Consider the following 22244-nt stretch of genomic DNA (forward strand, 5'->3'; position numbering starts at 1 on the left):
GCTGGAAGCACGCTACGCCACCAAGAATGACTGCTGTATTTCGGAAGCTGCCGTCTGCCGGAATGGGCGACGAACGGCAGGATCAGGTTCGAAATCAGTCAAGAACGTCAAACAGCATGGAAGCGGGATTTCCCTATCGCAGCTTTGCCTGCAAAAACCGCACTACTTCCGCGTTGAATTGTTCATGGAACATCGCGCGGTCGAAGCCTGGTTGGCTGTTGCAGACGTCTGGCATCTTCCGGGACAGACGCGCACTGCAGGGCGGCAGAAAGTCGTAGTGCCCGGCGTTGGCGATCACGTGATATTCGGGCGCTCGAGGCAGGTCGGCGCGTACCGCCTCCTCATAGTAGGGGTGGGGCTGATGACGGTCGTCGGCGGCTCGCCAGAGCTGGATCGGAGCGCGCACGCGGCTCAATCCCGCGCGTCCGAAGGTGAAGCCGAACGCCGGCGCGGCGATGACCACGGCCTTGATCCGCGGATCGTGAATCCAGGCGCCCGCGGGAATCTCCGTGCCCGAGCGAGGATCGACGCCTGCGTGCTTCAGTGCCTCGCACAAGTCATGATCCGGGTGGGCCTCGCAATACGGACCGATCTTCGAAAGGTCCGGAATCCCGCCTGCGGCCACGAGCACGGTAAACCCACCATTGGAAAAACCGAACGCGCCGACGCGGCCCGCATTCAGCCGCGCATGCGAAGGCCATTCGTCAAGCATGTAGTCCACCAGTTGGCGAAGCTGGGCGGGACGGCGCCACAGTTGCAAGACCCGGCTCTGATCGTTGAATGTGTCGCCGACGTGACTGACCGCTGCCACCACGAAGCCCGCGTGTGCGAGGGCGAGAGCCGTGTCGTAATGACCGTCGTACCATCCGCCACCGCCATGCGACATCACGATAAGCGGCAGGCCACGGCCTTCGACCGGACCGCCCTGCGCGACAGTCTGGGTGGAATCTCCCAAGGAATGCGGTGTCGCCATTGCGTTAGTCGGATACCAGATCCCGGCCGTTAGCGGCGGCTGCGTGCCATTCGCTATCCTGACCTCTTCGAATCCGACATCAGCGGCAATGGCTGGCGCGGCAAGCAGGAAAAAAAACGTGATGATCACGGCGACGAGTCTCACGGGCGTCTCCTTTTTTGTCGTCGCCCAGATCGTACGATATTCAGTGCGCGCGGCAAACCCGGTTGCATCCCCACGTTCGCAAGCTGTTCACTGATATCTCACTCTCAACGTGCCACTACCCGTCCACCGCGTTCAACACCAGCCCGAAAAACTCATTGGCGTGAGCGGAATTCAGCCAGCGGACCACCACCGCCATCTTTCGCTCGGGTTCGATCCACGTGAACGAACTACCCGCGCCAATTGCAAAGTAGCTCGACGCCGGCACGCTCGGAAACACGCGGCGTTCGTGATTGAGCCACACCAGATAACCATAGTAAGGCGCAAGCGCGCAAGGCGTTCTCATACGCGCCAGCCATTCACTCGAGATGATCCGGCGCCCGTCCACCATTCCATCATCGACAAAAAGACGAGCCACCTTGAGCTGATCGTTCGCGCTGATCGACAGCCCCCCGCCCCAGTGCGTTCCGCCCGGAACTGACTGCATGCGTTGCCCGTTGAGATCGACCCACGCATTGTCATACCCCACCCATTGCCAGTCTTCACTGGCCCCAAGCGGCTGCATGATCGCCTCGCGAAATATCTCCGGCAGCGGCCGGCCAAACAAATGCAGCAGCGCCAGTGAGAACTGGTTGATGCGGACGTCGTTGTATTCCCAGTACGTTCCAGGTGCCTGCACCCTTCGAAGGTCGCCCTTCTTGCCATCGGGCGCGCGGCCGAATGTCACCGCGCGAAAGTGGTCCGCCTGGTCCGACAGTCCGAAACACTCACCTCGCCATTCACTGGTTTGTTGAAGCAGATGCGCCCAGGTAATGCGGGCATTGTGCTCATCATCGAATCCGATACCCGGTACGCGTATATGCACCGGCTCGCTCACGTTCGGCAGCAAGCCCCGATCAAACGCCACGCCGGCCAGCAAGGCGAGGTAGGTCTTGGCAATGCTAAACGTCAAGTCGGCGCGATCAGGCTCCCCCCATGTAGTGAGCACTTGGCCATCGACGGAGATGGCACCGGAAACCGGACCGCGGTCATGCACAGGACCCAGCAGCCGGTTCCACGGCGGCGGATCGTTCACATGTACGCCCCAGGCGCCATCCACATTGCGGTCCCAGAGGCTTTCATGATCTATCGAGAACTGTATGGCTTGCTGCAAATCCTTCATTTCGGTCATGTCCAATTGTTCATCCAACGGTTCAATGCACTTTCAGGCGCGTTCGCGCCCACAGCAGCGTGAAGAGACTGATGATGGCCGCGAGCATCAGATAGAGGCCGGGCGCCAGGTTATTGCCGGTCACCGCGATCAGCGAAGCGACCGCAAGCGGTGTGAAACCGCCGAAGACCGTAGTGCCAACGTTGTAGCCCACTGCCATGCCGGTGGTCCGCGTACGGACCGGAAACAGGTCCGACATCAACGCGGGAATGGGCGCGAAATAGATGGCCTTGAGTACGGCAACCCAGATGATCGCGGCGAGCAACGTCAGTAGCGAGGGATGCGCGTTCATGAACATGAACGCCGGATAGATGGTCAAGAAAAACACTGATCCAGCGCCCAGCATGATGCGGGTGCGGCCCACTTTGTCGGACCAATGGCCGACCACCGGCGTCAGGACCATGACGATAAAACCCGCCGCCAGCGTCGCAATAAATCCATACGACGGCGCAAGCCCCAGTTGCCTGGTTGCATACGTCGGCATGTAGAGCAGCATGTAATTGGCGGTGGTCGTCAGCACCAGCGAACCGATGCACACCAGCAATCGTTCCTTCTGCGTGGCCATCACTTCACGAATGGGCGAAGCGGAGCGTTCCGTGCGTTCGAACTCCGGCGTTTCATCGACATGGCGGCGGATATACCAACCCACCGGGCCAATCGAGAGGCCGAAGAGGAACGGGATGCGCCAACCCCAGCCTTCGAGTTGCGCCGGCGTGAGCGTGCTAGTCAGCACCGCGCCGAACGCCGATGCAACCAGTACGCTTGCTCCCTGGCTCGCGAACTGCCAGCTCGCCATGAAACCGCTGCGCGCGGGCGCATGCTCGGTGAGGAAAGCCGTCGAACTGCCGAACTCACCACCCGCCGAGAATCCCTGCAACACCCGCGACGCGAAGATGCCGATGGGCGCGAGTAAGCCAATGGTCGCGTAGCCGGGCATCAGCGCGACCATGCCGGTTCCAAGCGTCATCATGGCAATGGAGAGTGTTAGTGACGCCTTGCGGCCCTTGCGGTCGCTATACGAGCCCAGCACGAACGCGCCCACCGGACGCGCGAGATACGAGAGCGCGAAAGTGCCGAGCGTCAGCAGCAACGACACCGTTTTATCGGTGGTCGGAAAGAACAGTTTCGATAACGTCGACGCGAAATAACCATAGACCACGAGATCGTAGAACTCGAGCGCATTGCCTATCGATGTCGCGGCAATCAGCTTGTAGATGCTGGCATGTCGCTGTGCGCCGGGCAAAACGGTGGTGGCGGATTCCGTGCTCATCGGGCGCTCCTCCGCTCGAAGGCGGGGTACTCAGATCCACCGGGTTGGCCCAGATCCCAGAACAGCCCAGCCATGATGCGCAGACCCTCTCGCACGACCGGTCCAAGCAAATGCTCGTCGGGTGCGTGCTGCGAACAGCCGGGATACGAATGCGGCACCCATAGCGTGGGCATGCCGAGGATGTCCGCGAAGACATCATTGGGCAGCGTACCGCCAAGGTTCGGCAGGAGCACGGGCGCCCGCCCGGTGGTCTGCTTGAGCGAGCGCACGGCCCACTGCACCCAGGGGTTGTCAGGGTCCACGCGCGTGGCCGGCGTGCCCCGGTCCACCTCGACGCGAACCCTCTCGAAGCCCCGTTCATCCAGATGGCGACGCACGATCTGCTCGAGATTTTTCCAGTCCGTTCCGACCACGAAGCGGATCTGCATGTAGGCAAACGCGTGCGGCGGGATTGCATTGACCGGCTTCTCGGGATTGCCGGTCCGGAACGCCAGTACCTCCATGTTGTTCCAGCCGAATACACGTTCAGCCGGCGTGAGGCCGGGTTCACCATAATCAGTGTCGACTTCCGGCTCGCCCGGATTGCCGCCAACGCTAATGCCCTCCAGCGCACGCCGCACCGCTTGCGGTACTTCCGGTGGTCTGAGACCTTCAACAAGGATGCGCCCGTTGGCATCGACCATCGACGCAATCGCGCTGGCCAGCACCACGCCGGGATTGCGCAACAAGCCGCCCCAGTTGCCCGAATGATGGCCGCCTTCGCGCAGGTTCACATCGAGCTTGAAGTTCACCACGCCGCGGGAACCGAGAAAGATCGTTGGGTGCGCGGCGCCCAGGCGCGGGCCATCGGACGCGATCAATACGTCAGCGCTCAATTCGTCGCGAAGCGTCTCGCACACCGCATGCAGGCCGGGCGAGCCCACTTCTTCGCCGGTTTCGACCAGCAGTTTCAAATTGAAACCGAGCCTGCCGCCGCGTGCATTGAGCACGGCCTTGAGCGCGGCCAGGTTGATGCTGTGCTGGCCTTTGTTGTCGGCGGTGCCGCGGCCGTACCAGTGATCCCCTGCAACGGTGACTTGCCACGGTGACAACCCATCGCGCCACTGCGCGTCGTAGCCCCGTACAACGTCTCCATGGCCGTAGGTCAGGACCGTCGGCAGGTCATCGCTTTCGTGACGATGCGCGATCAGGAACGGCCCTGCGCCCTTCGCGGGGTTGTCGACCAGCCTGGAGGTGAAGCCGAGTTCGGCCAGCACAGGCGCGATCTCTTCGTTGAGATACGCGATTAACAACGGACCGCTTTCAGGCTCCTGGCTCTCCGTTCGCATTGCCACGCGGCGGCGCAGGTCTTCGAGAAAAACGCCGGAATCGTACAGATCGGCTGCAGCTTGAATAGCGGACTCGCGTGTCACTTATTTATCTCCGATGAAGCATGCCAAAGGCGATGAGACTTCTAATCCGGGAAATCGATGACGCGATCTTGATACCGCCGATATTTATGGACAATGACAATATTTGGCACTTTCCGTTGCCGAAAAGGCAAAGCTCCCACGAGGCATGCATCATGCAAACCACCGCGCTGCGTTATTTCCTTGAGGTCGCCCGAAGCGGTTCGCTAAGCCGTGCGTCCGAGCGGCTGTTCGTCGCCGTATCGGCACTGAGCCGCCAGATTGCAAAGCTGGAGGATGAGATGGGCGTGCCGCTGTTCGAGCGGCGGCCACGAGGCATGGTGCTGAGCGAGGCAGGACGCCTCCTGGCCGCGCATGCGCATCGCAGCCTGATGGAGCAGGATCGGGTGACCGAGGAGATTCGCGGCCTGACGACGGATCGTCGCGCCACGATCCGCGTATCGAGTTCGGAAGGGGTCGCCCGGGATTTCCTGCCGCAGGTGTTCGTGCACTTCCTGAAGACCTGGCCAGCGGCGCATTTTCAACTTGATGTGGATGGGCCGTCCGAAGCCACGCAGCGAGTGCGTGACGGTACCGCCGACATTGCCGTGTGTTTCAGCGTCGCGCCTGAGAAGGACGTCAACGTGCACTACGCGCAGCGAGCGCCGATCTTTGCACTGGTCGCACGGGACCATCCCCTCGCGCAGCAGAAGTCCGTGTCGCTTGCCGACCTGAAACCATGGCCGCTTGCGATCTATCACGAGGGCGTAATCGTCAGACAATTATTCGATATCGCCTGCAGCCTGGAAGGCCTGAGCTTCGAGCCCGTGTTCGTGAGCAACTATGGCAGCGCCCTGCAGACCTTCGTGCAGCAAACCAAAGCGGTCACGCTGGTCGGTTACCTGACGGTTCGCAGCCGCCTGAAGCCGGACAATCTCGCTGCTGTGCCTATCAGCAATCCTGAGTTGCATCAGCGGACACTTCAGGTTCAAACCATGGCCGGGCGTACCTTACCCAAGGCCGTGAACGCGTTTCTCGAACTGCTGATAACCGCGATTCAAGATCCTTCATGTCTCGACTGATGCGCTCTGTTTCTATTCAGGTCAATCCCGGAATCCAGGACGTACCGGCCAACGGCACCCGCGCCATGGCCGCGGCTTCTACCGTCAGTGCCACCAGATCCTCAGGCTCGAGGTGATGGACATTCTGCTTGCCGCAAGCCCGCGCGATCGTCGTCAGTTCCATGTTCAGCGTCTTGAGATAATTGCGTACCCGACGCGAGCCTTCTTCGGGCTGCACGCGCTGTTCAAGCAACGTGTCCTGGGTCGTGACGCCGACCGGGCATTTGCCGGTATGACAATGATGGCAAAAACCGGCCGATGTACCCAGCGCCGCATAATCCACCGCTGCCGAATGCAGGCCACCGTTTTGAAAATACGTATCGCTGTTGCAACCCAGCGCCATCAACATGCCTTGCCCGATCGCCACGGCATCCGCACCCATCGCCAGGGCCTTCGCAATGTCGGCACCGGTGCGAATCCCGCCCGACACGATCAATTGCACCTGCCCCTTCATGTTCAGATCTTCAAGCGCGTCCACCGCCTGACGAACGGCCGCCAGCGTCGGAATGCCGACGTTCTCGATAAAACATGTCTGCGTCGCGGCCGTGCCACCCTGCATGCCATCGATCACGACTACATCGGCGCCGGCGTGAACGGCAAGCTTCACGTCGTTGAAGGTGCGCGTTGCGCCGACCTTCACATAAATCGGCTTTTCCCAATCCGTGATCTCGCGTAACTCCTGGATCTTGATCAAGAGGTCGTCGGGACCAGTCCAATCGGGATGACGGCTTGCCGAACGCTGGTCGATACCCGCGGGGAGCGTGCGCATGGCAGCCACGCGCGGGTTGACCTTCTGCCCGAGCAACATGCCGCCGCCGCCCGGCTTCGCACCCTGCCCGATGACTATTTCTATTGCATCAGCGCGGCGCACGTCGTCGGGATTCCAGCCATAGCGTGACGGCAGGCACTGGTACACCAGCGTCTTGGATGAGCGGCGTTCTTCCTGCGTCATGCCGCCATCGCCGGTCGTGGTAGACGTGCCCATCGCGGTCGCGGCTTGCCCGAGCGCTTCTTTCACGTTCGCCGAGAGCGCGCCGAAACTCATTCCTGCAATCGTGATCGGGATATCCAGCACGATGGGCTTCTTCGCAAAGCGCGTACCGAGCACGGTCCTGGTCGCACATTTCTCGCGATAGCCTTCAAGCGGATAACGCGAAAGCGATGCGCCGAGAAACAGCAGGTCATCGAAATGCGGCACCTTGCGCTTCGCACCAAGACCGCGGATTTCGTACAGGCCGCGCTGTGCCGCGGTGTGGATATAGTCGATCGTGCTGCGGTCATAACCTGCTGACTCTTCTTGCTGCAGCCGGGCGAAATGAACCGGTTTGGCTTCCATGGGGACCTTCTCAGAAAAACGGAATGTCAATATTCCTGGTTCGCGTCGGCGTTCCAGTGGTAGAGGGTGCGCGCCGAAGCAATGCGTCTGAACGACATCGGATCGTGATTCAGTCCCGCGGCTTTCAGCAGATCGCGAACGGTGGAGACGTCGGCGTCGGTCATCTCTTCGTACCGCGCGTCAGCGCCGAGCGACTTCACCGAGCCGCGCACGTAGAGCACCGCTTCATAGAGGGAGTCGCCAAGAGCATCGCCGGCGTCGCCGCAGATCACCATGCGGCCCGCCTGCGCCATGAACGCCGAGAAACTGCCGACCGACCCGCCGACCACAATGTCGCCACCTTTCAGCGAGATTCCGCAGCGCAGGCCCGCGTCGCCGTCGATCACGAGCAGGCCACCATGCGCCGATGCCCCCGCGCCATTCGACGCGAAACCCTTCACGTGGACCTTGCCGCTCATCATGTTCTCGGCGACACCTGTGCCCGCGCTGCCTTCCACAATGATGGTCGCGTGTTTGTTCATGCCGCCCGCGTAGTAACCGGCGTGTCCGTCGATCAGGACCTGAACCGGGGCATCCACGCCAACCGCCAGGTTGTGAGCACCGTTCGGAGAAACGACCGTCACCTGCCGGCCTTCGAGCGTCTCGGGCGCACCGTGAAGAAACTGGTTGACCTCGCGGACCGTCGCTTTCTCCAGGTCAAAGATCACGCTTTCCATACATACATCTCCTCGGGTGCAGGTTCAAACACTTTGGCATGCTTGATATCGGGCAAGTGCGCGAGCGACCGGAATTCCGATGCGATCGCGACGTAGTCGTCGGTCTCGGCCACCACCGCCGGCTTGCAGGCAAACGGATCGCGAATCAACGCCAATTCCGTCGATGTGCCCATCAGGAAGGTGTAGAAACCGTCGAGTTCCTCGAAGCCCTTTTGCAGCGCTACCGGCAATTCATCGCCTTCGCGCAGCCGCCATTCGAGAAAGCGGCAGGCGGCTTCGGTGTCATTGTCGGTATCGAAGTGAATGCCTTGCGGTTCAAGCATGCGGCGCACGCCATAGGGATTCGACAGCGAGCCGTTGTGAACCAGGCAAAAATCCTCGCCGGCCGTGAACGGGTGCGCGCGATCGGGTGTCACCGCCGACTCGGTCGCCATGCGTGTATGGCCGACAAGATGCGAGCCCTTCAGATTCGCGAAGTCGTAACGCGCCGCCACTTGCGCCGGCGTGCCGATGTCCTTGTACAAATCGATGGAACGTCCCGTGGAGAGCAGGGACACCTTAGGATACGCGGCGCGCAGCCAGGTCTTCACGGTTTCCGGGTCACCTTTCAAGGTCAGGATCGCGTGATTGCCTTGCGCGTCGACCTGCGCGTGCGCATTCATTGCGCCGTTCAATGCAGCGGTCATCCCGTTCCAGTCGAACCGATCGCCCTCGGGGGTGAACCCCGAATACAGGCTGAGTTTTCGCTTGGCCGCGTCCAGCGGCTGGCTGAACACCGCCAGCCCGGCCGAGTCGGGGCCGCGCTCGGTCATGCCGATCAGCATCGGCACCATCAATGCCCCAAGCTGCTCGCGCAGTGCCGGCGTTTTCACCAGCAAACCTACGATTCCGCACATCGTGCTTCTCCTCAGAAAAATTCCAGATAACTCTTCATTTCCCAATCCGACACATGCCGCATGTATTCGAGCCATTCCATACGCTTGAGCTTGAGGAATTCATCGGCGACAGGGCCGAGCGCATCGCAGATCAGGCGGTCGCTCTCGAGTGCATCCAGCGCATGCTCGAGGTTCTGCGGCAATACGCCAATGCCGTGTTCGCGCAGCTTGGCCGGCGACCACTCGTAGAGGTTTTCATTCGCAGGTGCGCCGGGCGACAGCTCGCGTTCCACGCCGTCGAGACCTGCCGCAATCACTGCGGCTGTCGCCAGATACGGATTGCACGCACCGTCGGGCAGGCGCAGTTCAATGCGCTCGCCCGGCACGCGCACCATCGTCGAGCGGTTGTTGTCGCCGTAGCTGATGTACGCGGGCGCCCAGGTTGCACCGGTCAGCGAACGGCCTACCACCAGCCGCTTGTATGAGTTCACGGTCGGGTTGCACAGCGCGGTGAGCGCCGGTGCGTGGGCCAGCAAACCCGCCGTGAAGTGATACGCAAGCTTCGACAAGCCCATGCCAGACGGATCGCTTTTGTCTGAGAAAAGATTGCTCACGCCATCGCCAATGGACATGTGCATGTGCATGCCGTTGCCGGGCCGGTTCGCGAACGGCTTGGGCATGAACGAGCAAATCAGGCCCATCTCGTTCGCGATCTCGGAGGCCGCCATCTTGAAGAACACGTAGTGATCGCAGGAGGTCAGGCAATCCGTGTACGTATAGTTGATTTCGAACTGGCCGTTCGCGTCCTCGTGATCGATCTGATAGACATCGATTCCCGCAGCGCGCATCGACTCGGTGAGCTTTTCCAGGAACGCACGCGTACGCGACAAACCCTTGTAGTCGTAGCAGGGTTTGGCGAGCGTATCGCTGGCATCGCACGGCTCGATAACCCCCGTCACCGTTCGCTTGAGCAGCGAGAATTCCGGTTCAAGCCCGGTAAACAAGGTCCATTTGCGCTCCGTCAGGCGCGCTATCTGCTTTTTAAGCGTCACGCGTGCATCGTAGGCCCAGGGTTCGCCCTTGACATGGCCCTCGCACACAATGCGCGCCGTACCGCTTTGCCAGGGCACGGTGGTGAGGGTCGAGAGATCGCCTACCGCCATGAAGTCCGGGCCATTCGGCTCGATGCCCACGCCCCAGATCGCGAAACCCGCGAACCCGGCACCCGCGGTGAGAATGCTGTTGAGGTGCGCGACCGGCACTGACTTGGCCTTGGCCACGCCGTGAATATCGACGAACTGCGCCAGCACGTATTTCACACCTTGCTGCACGAGCCAGCTTTGCGCATCCTGCGCGGATTCAAAGCGCGGGACCGTGCCAAGCTCGGTGCCAAGCTCCGCGACCGGCGCTTTGCCGCCATCGTTCAGGTTCATCGTGACTCCTTGCATCGTCTATCGTTGGTTGAAAACGCCATGCTCTTTTGCATGGCCCGACTACGACCCGCTCGAAAATCACCCGTCCCGGTGCTCTGCCAAGCAAGTTCGTAGTATGTGCACGAATTTATTGATATGCAACAATAATTCATGCCATGAAACATCTGGCACGTACCTACCTCAACTGATCTGCTAACCTGCCGTTTTCTCATGAGGCGTGCAATGCAAACCGAGGATGACCGCAAGAATCCGCTGGAGCATTACCTTGGCGCGACCATCCGCGAACTTCGCCAGCGCCATGGCTTGACCATTGCCCAGGTTTGCGAGCAGGCCGGCATCAGCCGCGGCATGTTGTCGAAGATCGAAAATGCCCAGACGTCGACCGGACTCGATGTTCTCAACCGGATCGCCCAGGCCCTCGGCGTGTCCATGTCGGCCCTGTTTCGCAATTACGACACTCCCGACGGTGGTGCCCAGTTCGTCAAAAAAGGGGCCGGCATGGAAGTGGTCCGCAAAGGGACGAAACGCGGCCACACCTATCACCTGCTTGCCTATGACCAAGGCCCCAAGAAAATCTTCGAACCGTTTCTCATCACAATGGATGACGAAGCTGAACGATTTCCAATCTTCGAGCATCCGGGCACCGAATTCATCCACATGCTGAAAGGTGTGATTGAATACCGGCACGGCCAGCAAACCTATGTCCTGCATCCGGGCGACACCCTCACGTTCCAGGGCGATGTTCCGCACGGTCCGGAAAAGCTGATCAAGATGCCCATCCAGTTCCTGTCGATCATCCTGTACCCACCGACCGCAGCCGAATGAAGGCTCCGAACACTCACCGACATAGCAATGCAATGATCGTGCCACGTTTCCCATTGAGAACTAAAAGTTCATGACAGGAAACCATCCAGCCAGCATGAGGGGTAGCACGGATGGCAGTACAGGGAAACACGACCGCCTTACGGCGGTGCGCTGTTTGCCCTGCTTGGTGCGTCGAGGCACGCTGCCGGGTGGCTCGCTTATAAAGTTCATCACTAGCGCTTATGCAAAGTGCGCGATGAACGTGGGGGCACGTTCGTGCTCTCCGTGCAGTTCTCATTTCATGACGGGCTGAAACGTTGGTCGGCAAGGCGAGGGTAATCTGCTTTCATCCGAGCCCCGCACCGCAGGAGCGTTCCAATGAAAAGGCAGATCATCCGCGTCGAGCCCCTTTCCTCGTATCTGGAAAAATGGAAAGCACCAGCCTCCGTCATGACGAGACATGGCGATACCCTGTATCTTTCGGGCCTTCCTCCGTTCGATCCCGACACGGGAGAGGTTGTCAACGCGTCGATCGAACGTCAGACCGAGTTGGCGCTCGAGCAAATGAAGCTTTGCCTCGAAACAGCAGGGTCGTCGTTGGAGAACGTTTTGAAGTGCAACGTGTATTGCACGTCGGTCGAGAAGTTTGCGGCCATCAACGCGGTCTACGTTCGCTACTTTCCCCAGGATCCACCGGCTCGAATCTTCGTCTGCGTTCCCGCATGGGCGGGGAATTTCGACATAGAGATTGATTGCATCGCCGCCATTTGAACCTTCTCGCTTAAGGCGAACCCGGAATGCGGCTGAAGCCTTCCAGGCCGCAAGTGGGCATCGTAACGACGATGAGCGCCGCCTGAAGTCTGCATCAATCCGCGCGCTCTGCATAAGTTTTATTAATACAAAGCGGCTTAGCATTTCTCCTTCCTACAATCCGCTCATCGATCTTCTTTCAGGAAGTGCCATGAGCCATTACGACTTCATCGTGATCGGCGCCGGGGTCATCGGCGCATCGGTTGCCCATCATCTCGCTGCGCTGGGTGCCAAAAGCGTGCTGGTCGTGGATCGCGGCACGATCGGAGCGGGCACGACGTCGCAGTCATCGGGGCTATTGCGCACGCACTATTCCGTGCGGCAGAACGTGGAACTCGCGCGTTCGTCGTGGCACGCGTTCAACAACTTCGCGGATTACGTGGATGACGATGAAGCCTCATGCGGTCTCGTGAAATGCGGTTATATGATCTGCGCGCCCGAAGGGGACAAGCTCGCGCCGTTGCAAGCTTCGCTCGATGCGCAGCAAGGCATGGGCATCGAGGTGCAACTGCTCTCGAAGGCTGAAGCGCGCGAGCGTTTGCCGATCGCTCAATTCGACGATGCCGCGTTGATCGGCTATGAACCCGAAGCGGGTTTCGCCGATGCGTATCTTGTCGCAACCGGCTTCGCGCGTTCAGCTCGCCGGCGCGGTGTGAAGATCATGGAGAACACGACCGTGACCGGCCTCGTGCGTGATGGCCGGCGGGTGACCGGCATCGAAACATCGGCCGGCACCTTCAGTTGCGGGGCGCTGATCAGCACGCAGAACATCTGGACACCGGAACTCGCGGGGTGGATTGGCGTGCCGTTGCCCGTCAAGCCGGAACGCCATACTGTGCTCGCTCTGGAGTGCGACGCCGCGCCGTATACATTCAACATGCCGGCCTTCAAGGATCTCGGCTCGCCGGGCATGCTGTATTTCCGCAGCTACGGCGGCAGCCAGATGCTCGTGTCCGAAGGCGTGGTCGGTGAAACGTTGAACGCCCCTGAGACCGAGCAAGGCGACATCTCGCTCGACTATGTCGGCGAGGTCGGTGCCCAGGTTGCAGAACGTTTTACCGCATACGAAATGGCGGGGCTCGCTTCATCGTGGACCGGGGTGTACGACGTCACGCCGGACTGGAACCCCGTGCTCGGCCCAGTCGGGGATATAGAAGGATTGACGGTCGGGTTCGGTTTCTCCGGGCACGGCTTCAAGCTGTCGCCGGGAATCGGCAAGATTCTCGCGCAGCACGCGCTGGGCCACGCGAGCGACGTCTCGCTCGCGCCCTACTCGCTCGATCGTTTCGCGAGCGGTGCGTTGCTGGTCGGCAAATACGGTTCAGGCGCAGTGTCCTGATCGCTTCGACGGTAACCCTGAAATGACCATGAAAATTCTCGTCCCTGTGAAACGGGTCGTCGATGCCAACGTGCGCGTTCGCATCGGCAGCGCGGGCGGTGTCGATACGGCAGGCCTGAAAATGTCGCTCAACCCGTTCGATGAATGCGCTGTCGAGCAGGCCTTGCGTCTGCGCGAAGCGGGCGTGGCGTCGAGCGTGACCGTGCTTACCTGCGGCCGGCCCGTTTGTCAGGATGTGCTGCGCACCGCATTGGCGATGGGTGCGGACAACGCCGTGCTGATCGATACAGCCAATGCTTCGCCGGACTCACTCGGCATAGCGCGTCTGCTGCATGCATTCATTACTGCCGATACCGATACCGATACCGATACCGATACCGATACCGACGCCTACGGTCTCGTGCTGTGCGGCAAGCAGGCGATCGATGACGACATTGGCGGCGTCGCGGCAATGCTCGCCGCGTTGCTCGGCTGGCCACAAGCGCTCAACGCATCCGCGATGGAAGCGGCAGCACGCGGTTGGCTGGTCACCTGCGGCGACGATGCGGGAACGGCCACCTGGCGCCTTGACGGGCCTGCCGTGGTCAGTGCGGACCTGCGCTTGGCCGAGCCTCGCCGCGTCACGCTGCCGAGCATCGTGAAGGCTAAACAAAAGCCGCTGCGCACAGTCGATGCCTCTACTTTCAACGTCCCACTCGGCACACAAATACGCATCGTGGATATGGCCGAGCCGCCGGTCCGCCAGCCCGGTATCAAGGTCGCCGATACCACCGCGCTGCTTGGCGCCATCGGTAGCGGGCGGCTATTTCAGAACGTGGGGGCATGACCATGAGAAGTCTTGTCGTAGGAGAATGGAAAGACGGCGCGATCGCCGATGCAACCTTGCGCGTGATCAGGGCGGTGAGTGAGCGTGGCGTACCGGTGGACGTGCTCACGTTTTCGTCTGTCATGGCGAATGCGGCTGTGTGCGTCGACGGCGTCGAGCGCGTGCTGCTGGCATCGGACGACGTACCCAATCCCGAAACACTTGCCGCGTTTCTTCAGCATATTGCTTCGGATTACTCTATGATTGCTGCGAGCCACCGCACCGCGGGTCGCGCAGCCCTTCCCCGCGCCGCCGCGTTGACCGGCAACGCGTTTCTCGCGGACATCACGCGTGTCGTGACGGCTCAGCGTTTCGTGCGCGGTCTCTACGCAGGCAGTGTGGTCGCGACAATCGAAAGTACGGGCGCCACGCTCTTTGCCACTATCAGGACGTCATCGTTCGCGCCCGCTTGCGCAACCGGCGGTGAGGCTTCAATCGTAGCGCTCGAACCCATCGCGCCGTTCACCGCAACCGTACTGATAGATCGGCAGGCCGCGATGCAAGACGGGAGCGATCTGGCGAGCGCCAGCGTCGTGGTGGCAGGAGGGCGAGGGCTGGCGTCGAAAGAAAACATGGACACGCTCGGCACGTTGGCCCGAAATATGGGCGCAGCGCTCGGTGCGTCGCGTGCGGCAGTGGATGCAGGTTATGCGCCCAATGCCGCGCAGGTCGGGCAAACGGGCAAGACCGTGGCGCCCGATATCTATCTCGCGTTCGGCATCTCTGGCGCAATCCAGCATCTGGCCGGGATGAAGGACTCACAGATCATCGTGGCCGTGAACAAGGACCCAGACGCACCGATTTTTTCAGTAGCGGATTATGGCATCGTTGGCGATCTTTTCGATGTCTTGGGCGAACTCGATGCTCACGCGCGAGCAACGGGGGATGCCCAATGAATGCGGTTTTCTCTGAAGAACGTTTCGAGGAGCAAGCGTCGGTACGCTTCTTCGATTGCACGCGGATCGCACCGGAAGCATGGGCGAACGGTGCGGGTACGACCCGTACCATCGCGCGCGCAACGGAGGGTGCATGGCGCGTGAGCCTTGCGGAGTTGAGCGGCGCGGCGAAGTTCTCGCAGTTCGCGGGCTTCGATCGCACCCTGACCCTGGTCGGCGATGAGACTGTTGATCTTCACTCCCAAGACGGCCAGTTAAACGCCTGCGCGGGACAGCCCGTGCATTTTTCTGGCGACCTGCACGTCTGGGTCACGCTGCCCGCGCGTCCGGTCAACGTATTGAACGTCATGACTCGCCGCGACACCTACCGCTCCCGCGTGAGCGTGGCGACGCATTCCGCGCGCATCACGTCCGCGTCATCGCAGATCCTGTTTTGCGTAGCTGGGCAATGGTCTATCGAAAGCGCGTTGTTACGCGACGTCTCGCTGCGTCCGCTCACGGGCATCTGGCTCGATGGCTTGCACGAAGACATCGATATGAAGCCGCACGGTCCCGGCGCACAGCTTGTGTCAATTGCAATAGATCACGTAGCTCCTCGATAAGCGCCATGGATAACCACGCACTCATCGAGCAGTACGGTCCCCGTGAATCCATGGAGTACGATGTCGTGATCGTGGGCGGCGGTCCTGCGGGGCTATCGGCGGCTATCCGGCTGAAGCAGCTCGCGCAGGAAAAAGGCGTGGAGCTGGGTGTCTGCGTGCTGGAGAAAGGCTCCGAGATCGGTGCGCACATCCTTTCGGGCGCCGTGATGGACCCGCGGGGTTTAAGCGAATTGCTCCCCGACTGGAAGACCCAGGGCGCACCGCTCGATGTGGAAGTCACCGAGGACCGTTTCCTGTTCTTGTCGAAGGACAGCGCAAAACAGGTGCCGAACTGGCTGCTTCCGGATAACTTCAAGAACCACGGTAACTATGTCGTGAGCCTGGCGAACGTCACGCGCTGGCTGGGGCAACAGGCTGAAGCGCTGGGCGTGGAAATATTCCCGGGCTTTCCTGCGGCCGAAGTGCTCTACACCGAAAACGGCGCCGTGCGCGGGGTGGCGACGGGCAACATGGGCGTGGGCAAGGACGGCGAGCCGACCGGCAACTTCCAGCTCGGCATGGAGTTGCACGCGAAATACACGCTGTTCTGCGAAGGCGCACGCGGCAACCTGGGCCGCCAGCTCATGGATAAATTCAAGCTCGGCCGCGATGCCGATCCGCAAGTCTACGGCCTCGGCATCAAGGAGCTGTGGCAGATCGATCCCTCGAAACACAAGCCGGGGCTCGTGATTCACACCGCTGGCTGGCCGCTGGAAACCGATACCTACGGCGGCTCGTTCCTCTATCACATGGACGATAACCAGGTGATGGTGGGTTTTGTCGTCGGGCTGGGGTATTCGAATCCGTACTTGTCGCCGTTTGAGGAATTCCAGCGCTACAAGACGCATCCGGCTATCCGCACGTTCCTTGAGGGCGGCAAGCGCGTGTCGTATGGCGCGCGAGCGATCACGGCCGGTGGCTTGATGTCGTTGCCTAAGCTGGTGTTCCCGGGCGGAGCGCTGGCTGGCGACGATGCCGGGTTCCTGAATGCTTCACGGATCAAGGGCAGTCACGCCGCGATCAAGTCCGGCAAGATGGCCGCTGAAGCCGCGTTCGACGCTGTGCAAGCCGGTCGTCAAGCCGATGAACTCAGCGCCTACCCCGAAGCGTTCGATAGTTCGTGGCTCAAGACCGAGCTCTATCGGGCACGTAATTTCAAGCAGTGGATGAGCAAGGGCCTGTACCTGGGCACGTTCATGGTCGGGCTCGAGCAGAAGGTGTTGGGCGGCAATGTGCCCTGGACGCTGCATCATCAGCACGCGGATAACGAAACGCTTAAACCGGCGTCGCAATGCAAGCCGATCGTGTATCCGAAGCCGGATGGAAAGCTGACGTTTGACCGGTTGGCGTCGGTGTTCATATCGAATACGAATCACGAGGAAAACCAGCCGGCGCATTTGACGCTGAAGGATGCATCGGTGCCGGTGGATGTGAATTTAAGGACCTATGCCGGGCCGGAAGGACGGTATTGCCCGGCGCAGGTATACGAATTTGTGAAGAACGATGACGGGAGCGAGCGCTTGCAGATCAACGCGCAGAACTGCGTGCACTGCAAGACCTGCGATATTAAAGACCCGACGCAGAACATCGTGTGGGTGCCGCCAGAAGGTGGCGGTGGGCCGAATTATCCGAATATGTGATCGTTCGGATTTGGTCCAGGTGTTTGCGCGGCTTTGCTAAAAAGGCCGGTGCCCAATCCATGATCGAGCACCGGCCTTTAGGTGCGCCCTCCTTCTTCGGCGGGCTTCGCTCTAGAAATTGAAGTTGTCGATATTCGACGAATCAAACGTGGTCGGCGGTCCAAGCACGACTTCGCCGCTCTTGCCCACCGTGCGCTTGCCCAGCTTGCCTGCGTCGAAGCTATCGCCTTCCTTGCCCGTGATCGTGCCTGAAGCAAGGTTAGCCGCTGCGTACGCCGCAAGGTAGCCGAGTTGACCCGGATCCCACAACTGGAACGCCTTCACGGTGCCGTTCTTGATGAACGCGCGCATCTGGTTCGGCGTGCCGAGGCCGGTCACTTCGACCTTGCCCTTGGCCGGTGACGTCGAGATGTAACGCGCCGCCGCTGCAATACCCACGGTCGTCGGGGAGATGATGCCCTTCAGGTTCGGATATGCCTGCAACAGACCCTGCGTTTCAACGAACGATTTCTGGTCGTCGTCGTTACCGTAGGCAATCTTCACCAACTTCATCTTCGAGTATTCCGGCTTCTTCAGTTCCTCCTCCATCCACTTGATCCAGGTATTCTGGTTCGTGGCGTTTGGCGTAGCCGAGAGGATCGCGAACTCACCCTCGCCTCCTATCAGCTTCGACATCAACTGCACCTGCCCCCGTCCGATCCCTTCAGAGTTCGCCTGATTGACGAAAATCTGGCGGCCGTCGGGTGCGGTATCGGAGTCGAACGTGACAACCTTCACGCCCTGCGCCATCGCCTTCTTCAGGTACGGAACGACCGCATTGGCATCGTTGGCGGCAATCACGATCGCGTCCTGGCGCTGCGTGATCAGCGTGTTGATGTACTGAACCTGCGACGACGCGCCCGCATCCGACGGTCCCACTACCTTGCCCTGGCCGCCCATCTCCTTGATAGCCGCCAGACCGCCGTCGTCGGCGATAACTTCGTATGGGTTGTTGATCTGCTTGGGCAGGAACGCTATTTTCAGGTCTTTCTTCAGATCCGCGGCGCTCGCGCTGACCGGAATCATCGCCGCCGCGGACACCGCGATCAGCGCGGCGCATAGCGCCGGACCGCGAATGGACTTAAAGGGTTTGAACATGCTTGTGTCTCCTGATGTCGCGCGCTGCTCCGGTTCAATGAATGGCCGGAGTCTTCACGCTGGTTTTAAAAAGCCAAGCTTCAGATAAGCGTCTGCGTCATCAAGCGCTTTTCGCGCATGACACGCCAACGTGCAACAAGATTCGGAATCAGCACCGACGACAACAACAAACCACCGGTCACAATGGTCAGCGTCTCGCTCGACACATCCGAGAGCGTCAACGCATTGCGCAACACGCCGATGATCAGCAACGACAGAAGTACGCCGATCATCGACCCGCGTCCACCGAAGATGCTCACACCGCCGAACAGCACAGCCGCGATCACCGACAGTTCGAAGCCCTCGCCGTTGTCACCGCGAGCGCTGGTGAAGCGCAACGTGTAGACCACGCCCGCGAGCGCGCTCATCGCGCCGGACAGCATGAAAAGCTTGAGCTTCGTACGCGCCACGTCGATACCGGAAAATTGCGCGGCAACGGGATTCGCACCAATCGCGTAGAGGCTGCGTCCGAACGGCGTGGCCTGCAGCAGCACAGTGAAAACGACGGCCCCAATGATGACAAGGACAAACGGCATGGGCAGGAACGCGGCGACGGTATCCATCCCGAACGCCGTATAGGACGCGGGAAAGTCCGCGACAGCCTGGTCACCCAGCAGGACGTACGCCAGGCCGCGAAACAGCGCCAGGGTGCCGATGGTGACAGCCAGTGAGGGAAGATTGAAGCGCACGATCACAAGCCCGTTGAAAAGACCGGCAAGCGTTCCCGCGACCAATACGATCGCGATCACGAGCGGCATGGGCAGGCCCATGTGCCAGAGCACGCCCATCAGCGCACTCGACGCGCCGAGCACGGACGCCACCGACAAATCGATCTCCGCCGCGACAATGATCAATGTCATCGGCAAGGCGATCAGCGCGATCTCAGTGAAGTCAGCTAGCATGTTCGAGAGGTTGGCGCTCGATAGAAACACCGGCGACAACACGCGCCCGAGGATCAGTCCCAGCACTAACACAACCACCAGCATTGTTTCCCACGAGAGATGCCTGCGCTTGGTCAAAGCGAGTGCGGAATCGGGTTTAGACATGATCGCGTTTCCTCATCATGCGCCGAGCGACTGAACGCGCCAGCAGTGTGTCGAGTGTGATCGCCGCGACGATCAGTGCCCCTTGAATGGCCTGCTGCCAGAATGGCGATACGCGCAACACCACCAGCGCGATGTTGATCACGCCAAGCACGAGCGCACCGAGCGTCGCGCCGAGGATGGTGCCCACGCCGCCGGTGATCGCCACGCTGCCCACCACGGCTGCGGCCACCACCTGCAATTCGATACCCTTCGCGGTGCTCGCTTCGACCGTACCAAAACGCGCCAGCCACAACACACCAGCCAAGCCCGCAATGGCGCCCGACAACAGGAAACCGATCATCACCCGACGCTCTACGCGAATACCTGCAAGCCGTGCGGCTTCCGGGTTCGAACCAATCGCGTAATGCTCACGGCCGCCGCGATATTGCTTGAGATAGACGCCCATCGCGAACAATACGACCACCGCTATCAGCACCAGGTTCGGCAAGCCGAGCAGCGAACCCGTCGCGATGCGCGAAAACGCATCCGGAAGGCTGGTCGCGTTGATCTGGCCGCCGTGAACCCAGGCGTAATCGGCGCCACGCACGATATACAGCGTTGACAACGTTGCCACCAGCGAAGGCACGCGCCCGAACGTGATCAGCGTGCCGTTCACCGCACCAATCGCAAGGCCAATGGTTATGCCCGCGAGCATCGCGACCGCGATCGGCATGTGCGGGAACATCACGAAAAGGCTGCCGACCGAATACGCACTGACACCGACAACGGACGCTACCGACAGATCGATATGCCGCATCAGCATCACGACCGTCATGCCAGCGGTGAGCAAGCCGATGATCGATACATTAAGCAGGACGTCGCGCAGGTTCTGCAGGTTCAGGAACTCGGGTTTCACCGCGGCGGTAGCTGCGACCAGCGCAATCAGCACGACAAACAAGGTCGCTTCGCGGCTGCGAACCAGGTCCGCCAGCAGGTTGCGGCGTTTGGGCTTGGGTGCGTGCACGGCGGGCATGGCGGGAGAATGTCGTGTCATCATGCCGCCTTCCCCAACAGGGAGGGCGATGCGCCGAGTGCGGCGCTCATCACGCGTTCTTCGTTTGCATCGGCACGTGCGATGTCGGCGCTGATGCGCCCTTCGTGCATGACAAGGATACGATCGGCCATGCCGAGCACTTCGGGCAGCTCGCTTGAAATCATCAGGACGGCCATGCCTTCGCGGACCAGTTCGGCGAGTGTTCGATACACCTCCGCCTTGGCCCCGACATCGATACCGCGGGTCGGTTCGTCGATGATCAGCACTTTAGGCCCTGTGGCCAGCCACTTTCCGAGTACGACCTTCTGCTGGTTGCCACCCGACAGCGTGCCGACCGGCGCGTCCAGATCGCTCGCTTTAAGACGCAGGCGTTTGCCCCAGTCGGCGGCGAGCGTATTCTCACTGCGTGACGAGATCAACCCGTGTTTGACGAGGCGTCCCAGCACCGTCAACGACGCGTTGCGCGCAATGCTGAGTTCCAGCGCAAGACCTTGCGCACGGCGGTCCTCCGGCACCAGCGCGAGCCCCGCGCGGACTGCCGCCTGCGGCCGGCCGAGTTGCAAGGGCTTGCCCGCGATGTGAACCTCGCCTGCATCAACGTGGTCGATGCCGAAGATCGCGCGCGCCACTTCGCTGCGCCCTGCGCCAACCAGCCCCGCCAGCGCCACGATCTCGCCTGCGCGGACCTCGAACGAGACGTTCTTGAACACGCCGTCGCGCGTCAGGTTACGAACTGAAAGACGAACCTCGCCCGGTGCGACATCGGCTTTCGGATAGAAGGTATCGAGATCACGACCGACCATCTTGCTGACGATCGAATCGATGGTCATGTCGGCGGTCATGGCGTCGAAGACCTTCAGGCCATCGCGCATGATCGTCAGGCGCTGTGTCAGCGCGAACACCTCGTCGAGCCGGTGTGTGATGAAAAGAATGGCGGCGTCTCGCTCACGCAATGCGCGCACGATGGAGAACAGGCGCTCCACTTCGGTCAGCGACAACGCCGCTGTCGGCTCGTCCATGATCAGCACATTCGCGTTCAGAGAAAGCGCTTTGGCGATCTCGACCACTTGCTGATCGGCGATGGACAAACCGCGCACGAGGCGCTCCGCGCGCAGATTGACACCAAGCGATTGCAACAGCGCGTCCACTTCGCGATTCATTTCGTCGTAGCGAATCCGGCCGATCCGGTCGCGCGGCTGACGTCCCATGTAGATGTTTTCCGCGATGGACAGGTCAGCGAACAACGTAGGTTCCTGATAGATCACAGCGAGACCCGCATCGCGCGCTTCAGCGGGATTCGCGAACGTACGCGCCTGTCCGTCGACCAGCAATTCGCCCGCGTCCGGCTGGTAAACACCCGCAAGCAGCTTGACGAGGGTCGACTTGCCTGCGCCGTTCTCGCCGAGCAACGCATGCACTTCACCCGGCCATAGCGCGAGGCTGCCGTCCCCGAGCGCACGCACGCGGCCAAACGACTTGCTCGCGTGCCTTAGCTCAAGCCGAGGCGGATTGTTATTGCCCATACTGTCTC

Annotated in this window: 20 protein-coding genes; 8 read left to right on the plus strand and 12 right to left on the minus strand. The window is 60.9% G+C overall.

What is annotated here, in order from left to right; genetic code table 11:
* Positions 1–133: 133 nt before the first annotated feature.
* The 4 genes from BSU04_RS16915 to BSU04_RS16930 form a co-directional block, all read right to left on the minus strand.
* Positions 134–1117 carry an alpha/beta hydrolase family protein gene (locus tag BSU04_RS16915; protein ID WP_089161670.1) on the minus strand — a complete coding sequence of 328 codons (984 nt, stop codon included), beginning with the start codon at positions 1115–1117 and terminating at the stop codon, positions 134–136.
* 115 nt (positions 1118–1232) lie between these two features.
* Positions 1233–2285: a serine hydrolase domain-containing protein gene (locus tag BSU04_RS16920; RefSeq protein ID WP_373452838.1), complete on the minus strand. Its 1053-nt coding sequence runs from the start codon at positions 2283–2285 to the stop codon at positions 1233–1235.
* 22 nt (positions 2286–2307) lie between these two features.
* Complete coding sequence (locus BSU04_RS16925) at positions 2308–3594, minus strand: MFS transporter (RefSeq protein WP_089161671.1); 1287 nt, start codon at positions 3592–3594, stop codon at positions 2308–2310.
* A complete protein-coding gene (locus tag BSU04_RS16930; RefSeq protein WP_089161672.1) occupies positions 3591–5006 on the minus strand; it encodes a M20 family metallopeptidase in 1416 nt (471 codons plus the stop codon). Before BSU04_RS16930 ends, BSU04_RS16925 begins: the two co-directional genes overlap by 4 nt.
* A 152-nt stretch (positions 5007–5158) precedes the next feature.
* Between BSU04_RS16930 and BSU04_RS16935 the strand changes: the two genes are divergently transcribed.
* Entirely contained in the window at positions 5159–6064 is a 906-nt protein-coding gene (locus BSU04_RS16935; RefSeq protein WP_089161722.1) for a LysR family transcriptional regulator, read from the plus strand.
* Positions 6065–6080: 16 nt separating this feature from the next.
* On the opposite strand, the gene BSU04_RS16940 is transcribed toward BSU04_RS16935, so the two are convergent.
* The 4 genes from BSU04_RS16940 to glnT are packed head-to-tail and all read right to left on the minus strand — an operon-like array spanning position 6081 to position 10463.
* Positions 6081–7439, minus strand: coding sequence for an FMN-binding glutamate synthase family protein (locus BSU04_RS16940; protein WP_089161673.1), 1359 nt, complete (start codon positions 7437–7439; stop codon positions 6081–6083).
* Between the two features lie 26 nt (positions 7440–7465).
* Positions 7466–8155, minus strand: coding sequence for a protein glxC (locus tag BSU04_RS16945; protein ID WP_089161674.1), 690 nt, complete (start codon positions 8153–8155; stop codon positions 7466–7468).
* Positions 8143–9051: a class II glutamine amidotransferase gene (locus tag BSU04_RS16950; RefSeq protein WP_089161675.1), complete on the minus strand. Its 909-nt coding sequence runs from the start codon at positions 9049–9051 to the stop codon at positions 8143–8145. Before BSU04_RS16950 ends, BSU04_RS16945 begins: the two co-directional genes overlap by 13 nt.
* A gap of 11 nt (positions 9052–9062) precedes the next feature.
* Positions 9063–10463 carry a type III glutamate--ammonia ligase gene (gene glnT, locus BSU04_RS16955; protein ID WP_089161676.1) on the minus strand — a complete coding sequence of 467 codons (1401 nt, stop codon included), beginning with the start codon at positions 10461–10463 and terminating at the stop codon, positions 9063–9065.
* A gap of 222 nt (positions 10464–10685) precedes the next feature.
* Here glnT and BSU04_RS16960 point away from each other — a divergent pair, with 222 nt between their 5' ends.
* From BSU04_RS16960 to BSU04_RS16990, 7 genes are all read left to right on the plus strand, one after another.
* Positions 10686–11288, plus strand: a complete 603-nt coding sequence (locus BSU04_RS16960) for a helix-turn-helix domain-containing protein (protein ID WP_089161677.1) — start codon at positions 10686–10688, stop codon at positions 11286–11288.
* Positions 11289–11645: 357 nt separating this feature from the next.
* Positions 11646–12038 (plus strand): RidA family protein, encoded by a 393-nt coding sequence (locus BSU04_RS16965; protein ID WP_089161678.1) that lies wholly within the window; start codon positions 11646–11648, stop codon positions 12036–12038.
* 190 nt (positions 12039–12228) lie between these two features.
* On the plus strand, positions 12229–13416 hold the full coding sequence (locus BSU04_RS16970) for an NAD(P)/FAD-dependent oxidoreductase (RefSeq protein ID WP_089161679.1): 1188 nt from the start codon (positions 12229–12231) through the stop codon (positions 13414–13416).
* 28 nt (positions 13417–13444) lie between these two features.
* Entirely contained in the window at positions 13445–14242 is a 798-nt protein-coding gene (locus BSU04_RS16975) for an electron transfer flavoprotein subunit beta/FixA family protein (protein ID WP_089161723.1), read from the plus strand.
* On the plus strand, positions 14239–15177 hold the full coding sequence (locus BSU04_RS16980) for an electron transfer flavoprotein subunit alpha/FixB family protein (RefSeq protein WP_256982891.1): 939 nt from the start codon (positions 14239–14241) through the stop codon (positions 15175–15177). The genes BSU04_RS16975 and BSU04_RS16980 overlap by 4 nt, the downstream gene beginning before the upstream one ends.
* On the plus strand, positions 15174–15779 hold the full coding sequence (locus BSU04_RS16985) for a HutD/Ves family protein (protein WP_089161681.1): 606 nt from the start codon (positions 15174–15176) through the stop codon (positions 15777–15779). Before BSU04_RS16980 ends, BSU04_RS16985 begins: the two co-directional genes overlap by 4 nt.
* Positions 15780–15784: 5 nt before the next feature.
* Positions 15785–17458, plus strand: coding sequence for an electron transfer flavoprotein-ubiquinone oxidoreductase (locus BSU04_RS16990; protein ID WP_089161682.1), 1674 nt, complete (start codon positions 15785–15787; stop codon positions 17456–17458).
* 111 nt (positions 17459–17569) lie between these two features.
* On the opposite strand, the gene rhaS is transcribed toward BSU04_RS16990, so the two are convergent.
* From rhaS to BSU04_RS17010, 4 genes are all read right to left on the minus strand, one after another.
* Positions 17570–18595, minus strand: a complete 1026-nt coding sequence (gene rhaS, locus BSU04_RS16995) for a rhamnose ABC transporter substrate-binding protein (protein ID WP_089161683.1) — start codon at positions 18593–18595, stop codon at positions 17570–17572.
* 80 nt (positions 18596–18675) lie between these two features.
* Positions 18676–19680 carry an ABC transporter permease gene (locus tag BSU04_RS17000; RefSeq protein WP_089161684.1) on the minus strand — a complete coding sequence of 335 codons (1005 nt, stop codon included), beginning with the start codon at positions 19678–19680 and terminating at the stop codon, positions 18676–18678.
* Entirely contained in the window at positions 19673–20713 is a 1041-nt protein-coding gene (locus BSU04_RS17005) for an ABC transporter permease (RefSeq protein ID WP_089161685.1), read from the minus strand. The genes BSU04_RS17000 and BSU04_RS17005 overlap by 8 nt, the downstream gene beginning before the upstream one ends.
* The gene (locus tag BSU04_RS17010) at positions 20713–22236 is read right to left on the minus strand and encodes a sugar ABC transporter ATP-binding protein (RefSeq protein ID WP_089161686.1); all 1524 of its coding nucleotides are present in this window, start codon (positions 22234–22236) and stop codon (positions 20713–20715) included. The genes BSU04_RS17005 and BSU04_RS17010 overlap by 1 nt, the downstream gene beginning before the upstream one ends.
* Positions 22237–22244 lie beyond the last annotated feature (8 nt).

It is taken from the genome of Caballeronia sordidicola, from assembly GCF_002220365.1.
Lineage (GTDB): Bacteria > Pseudomonadota > Gammaproteobacteria > Burkholderiales > Burkholderiaceae > Caballeronia > Caballeronia sordidicola_C.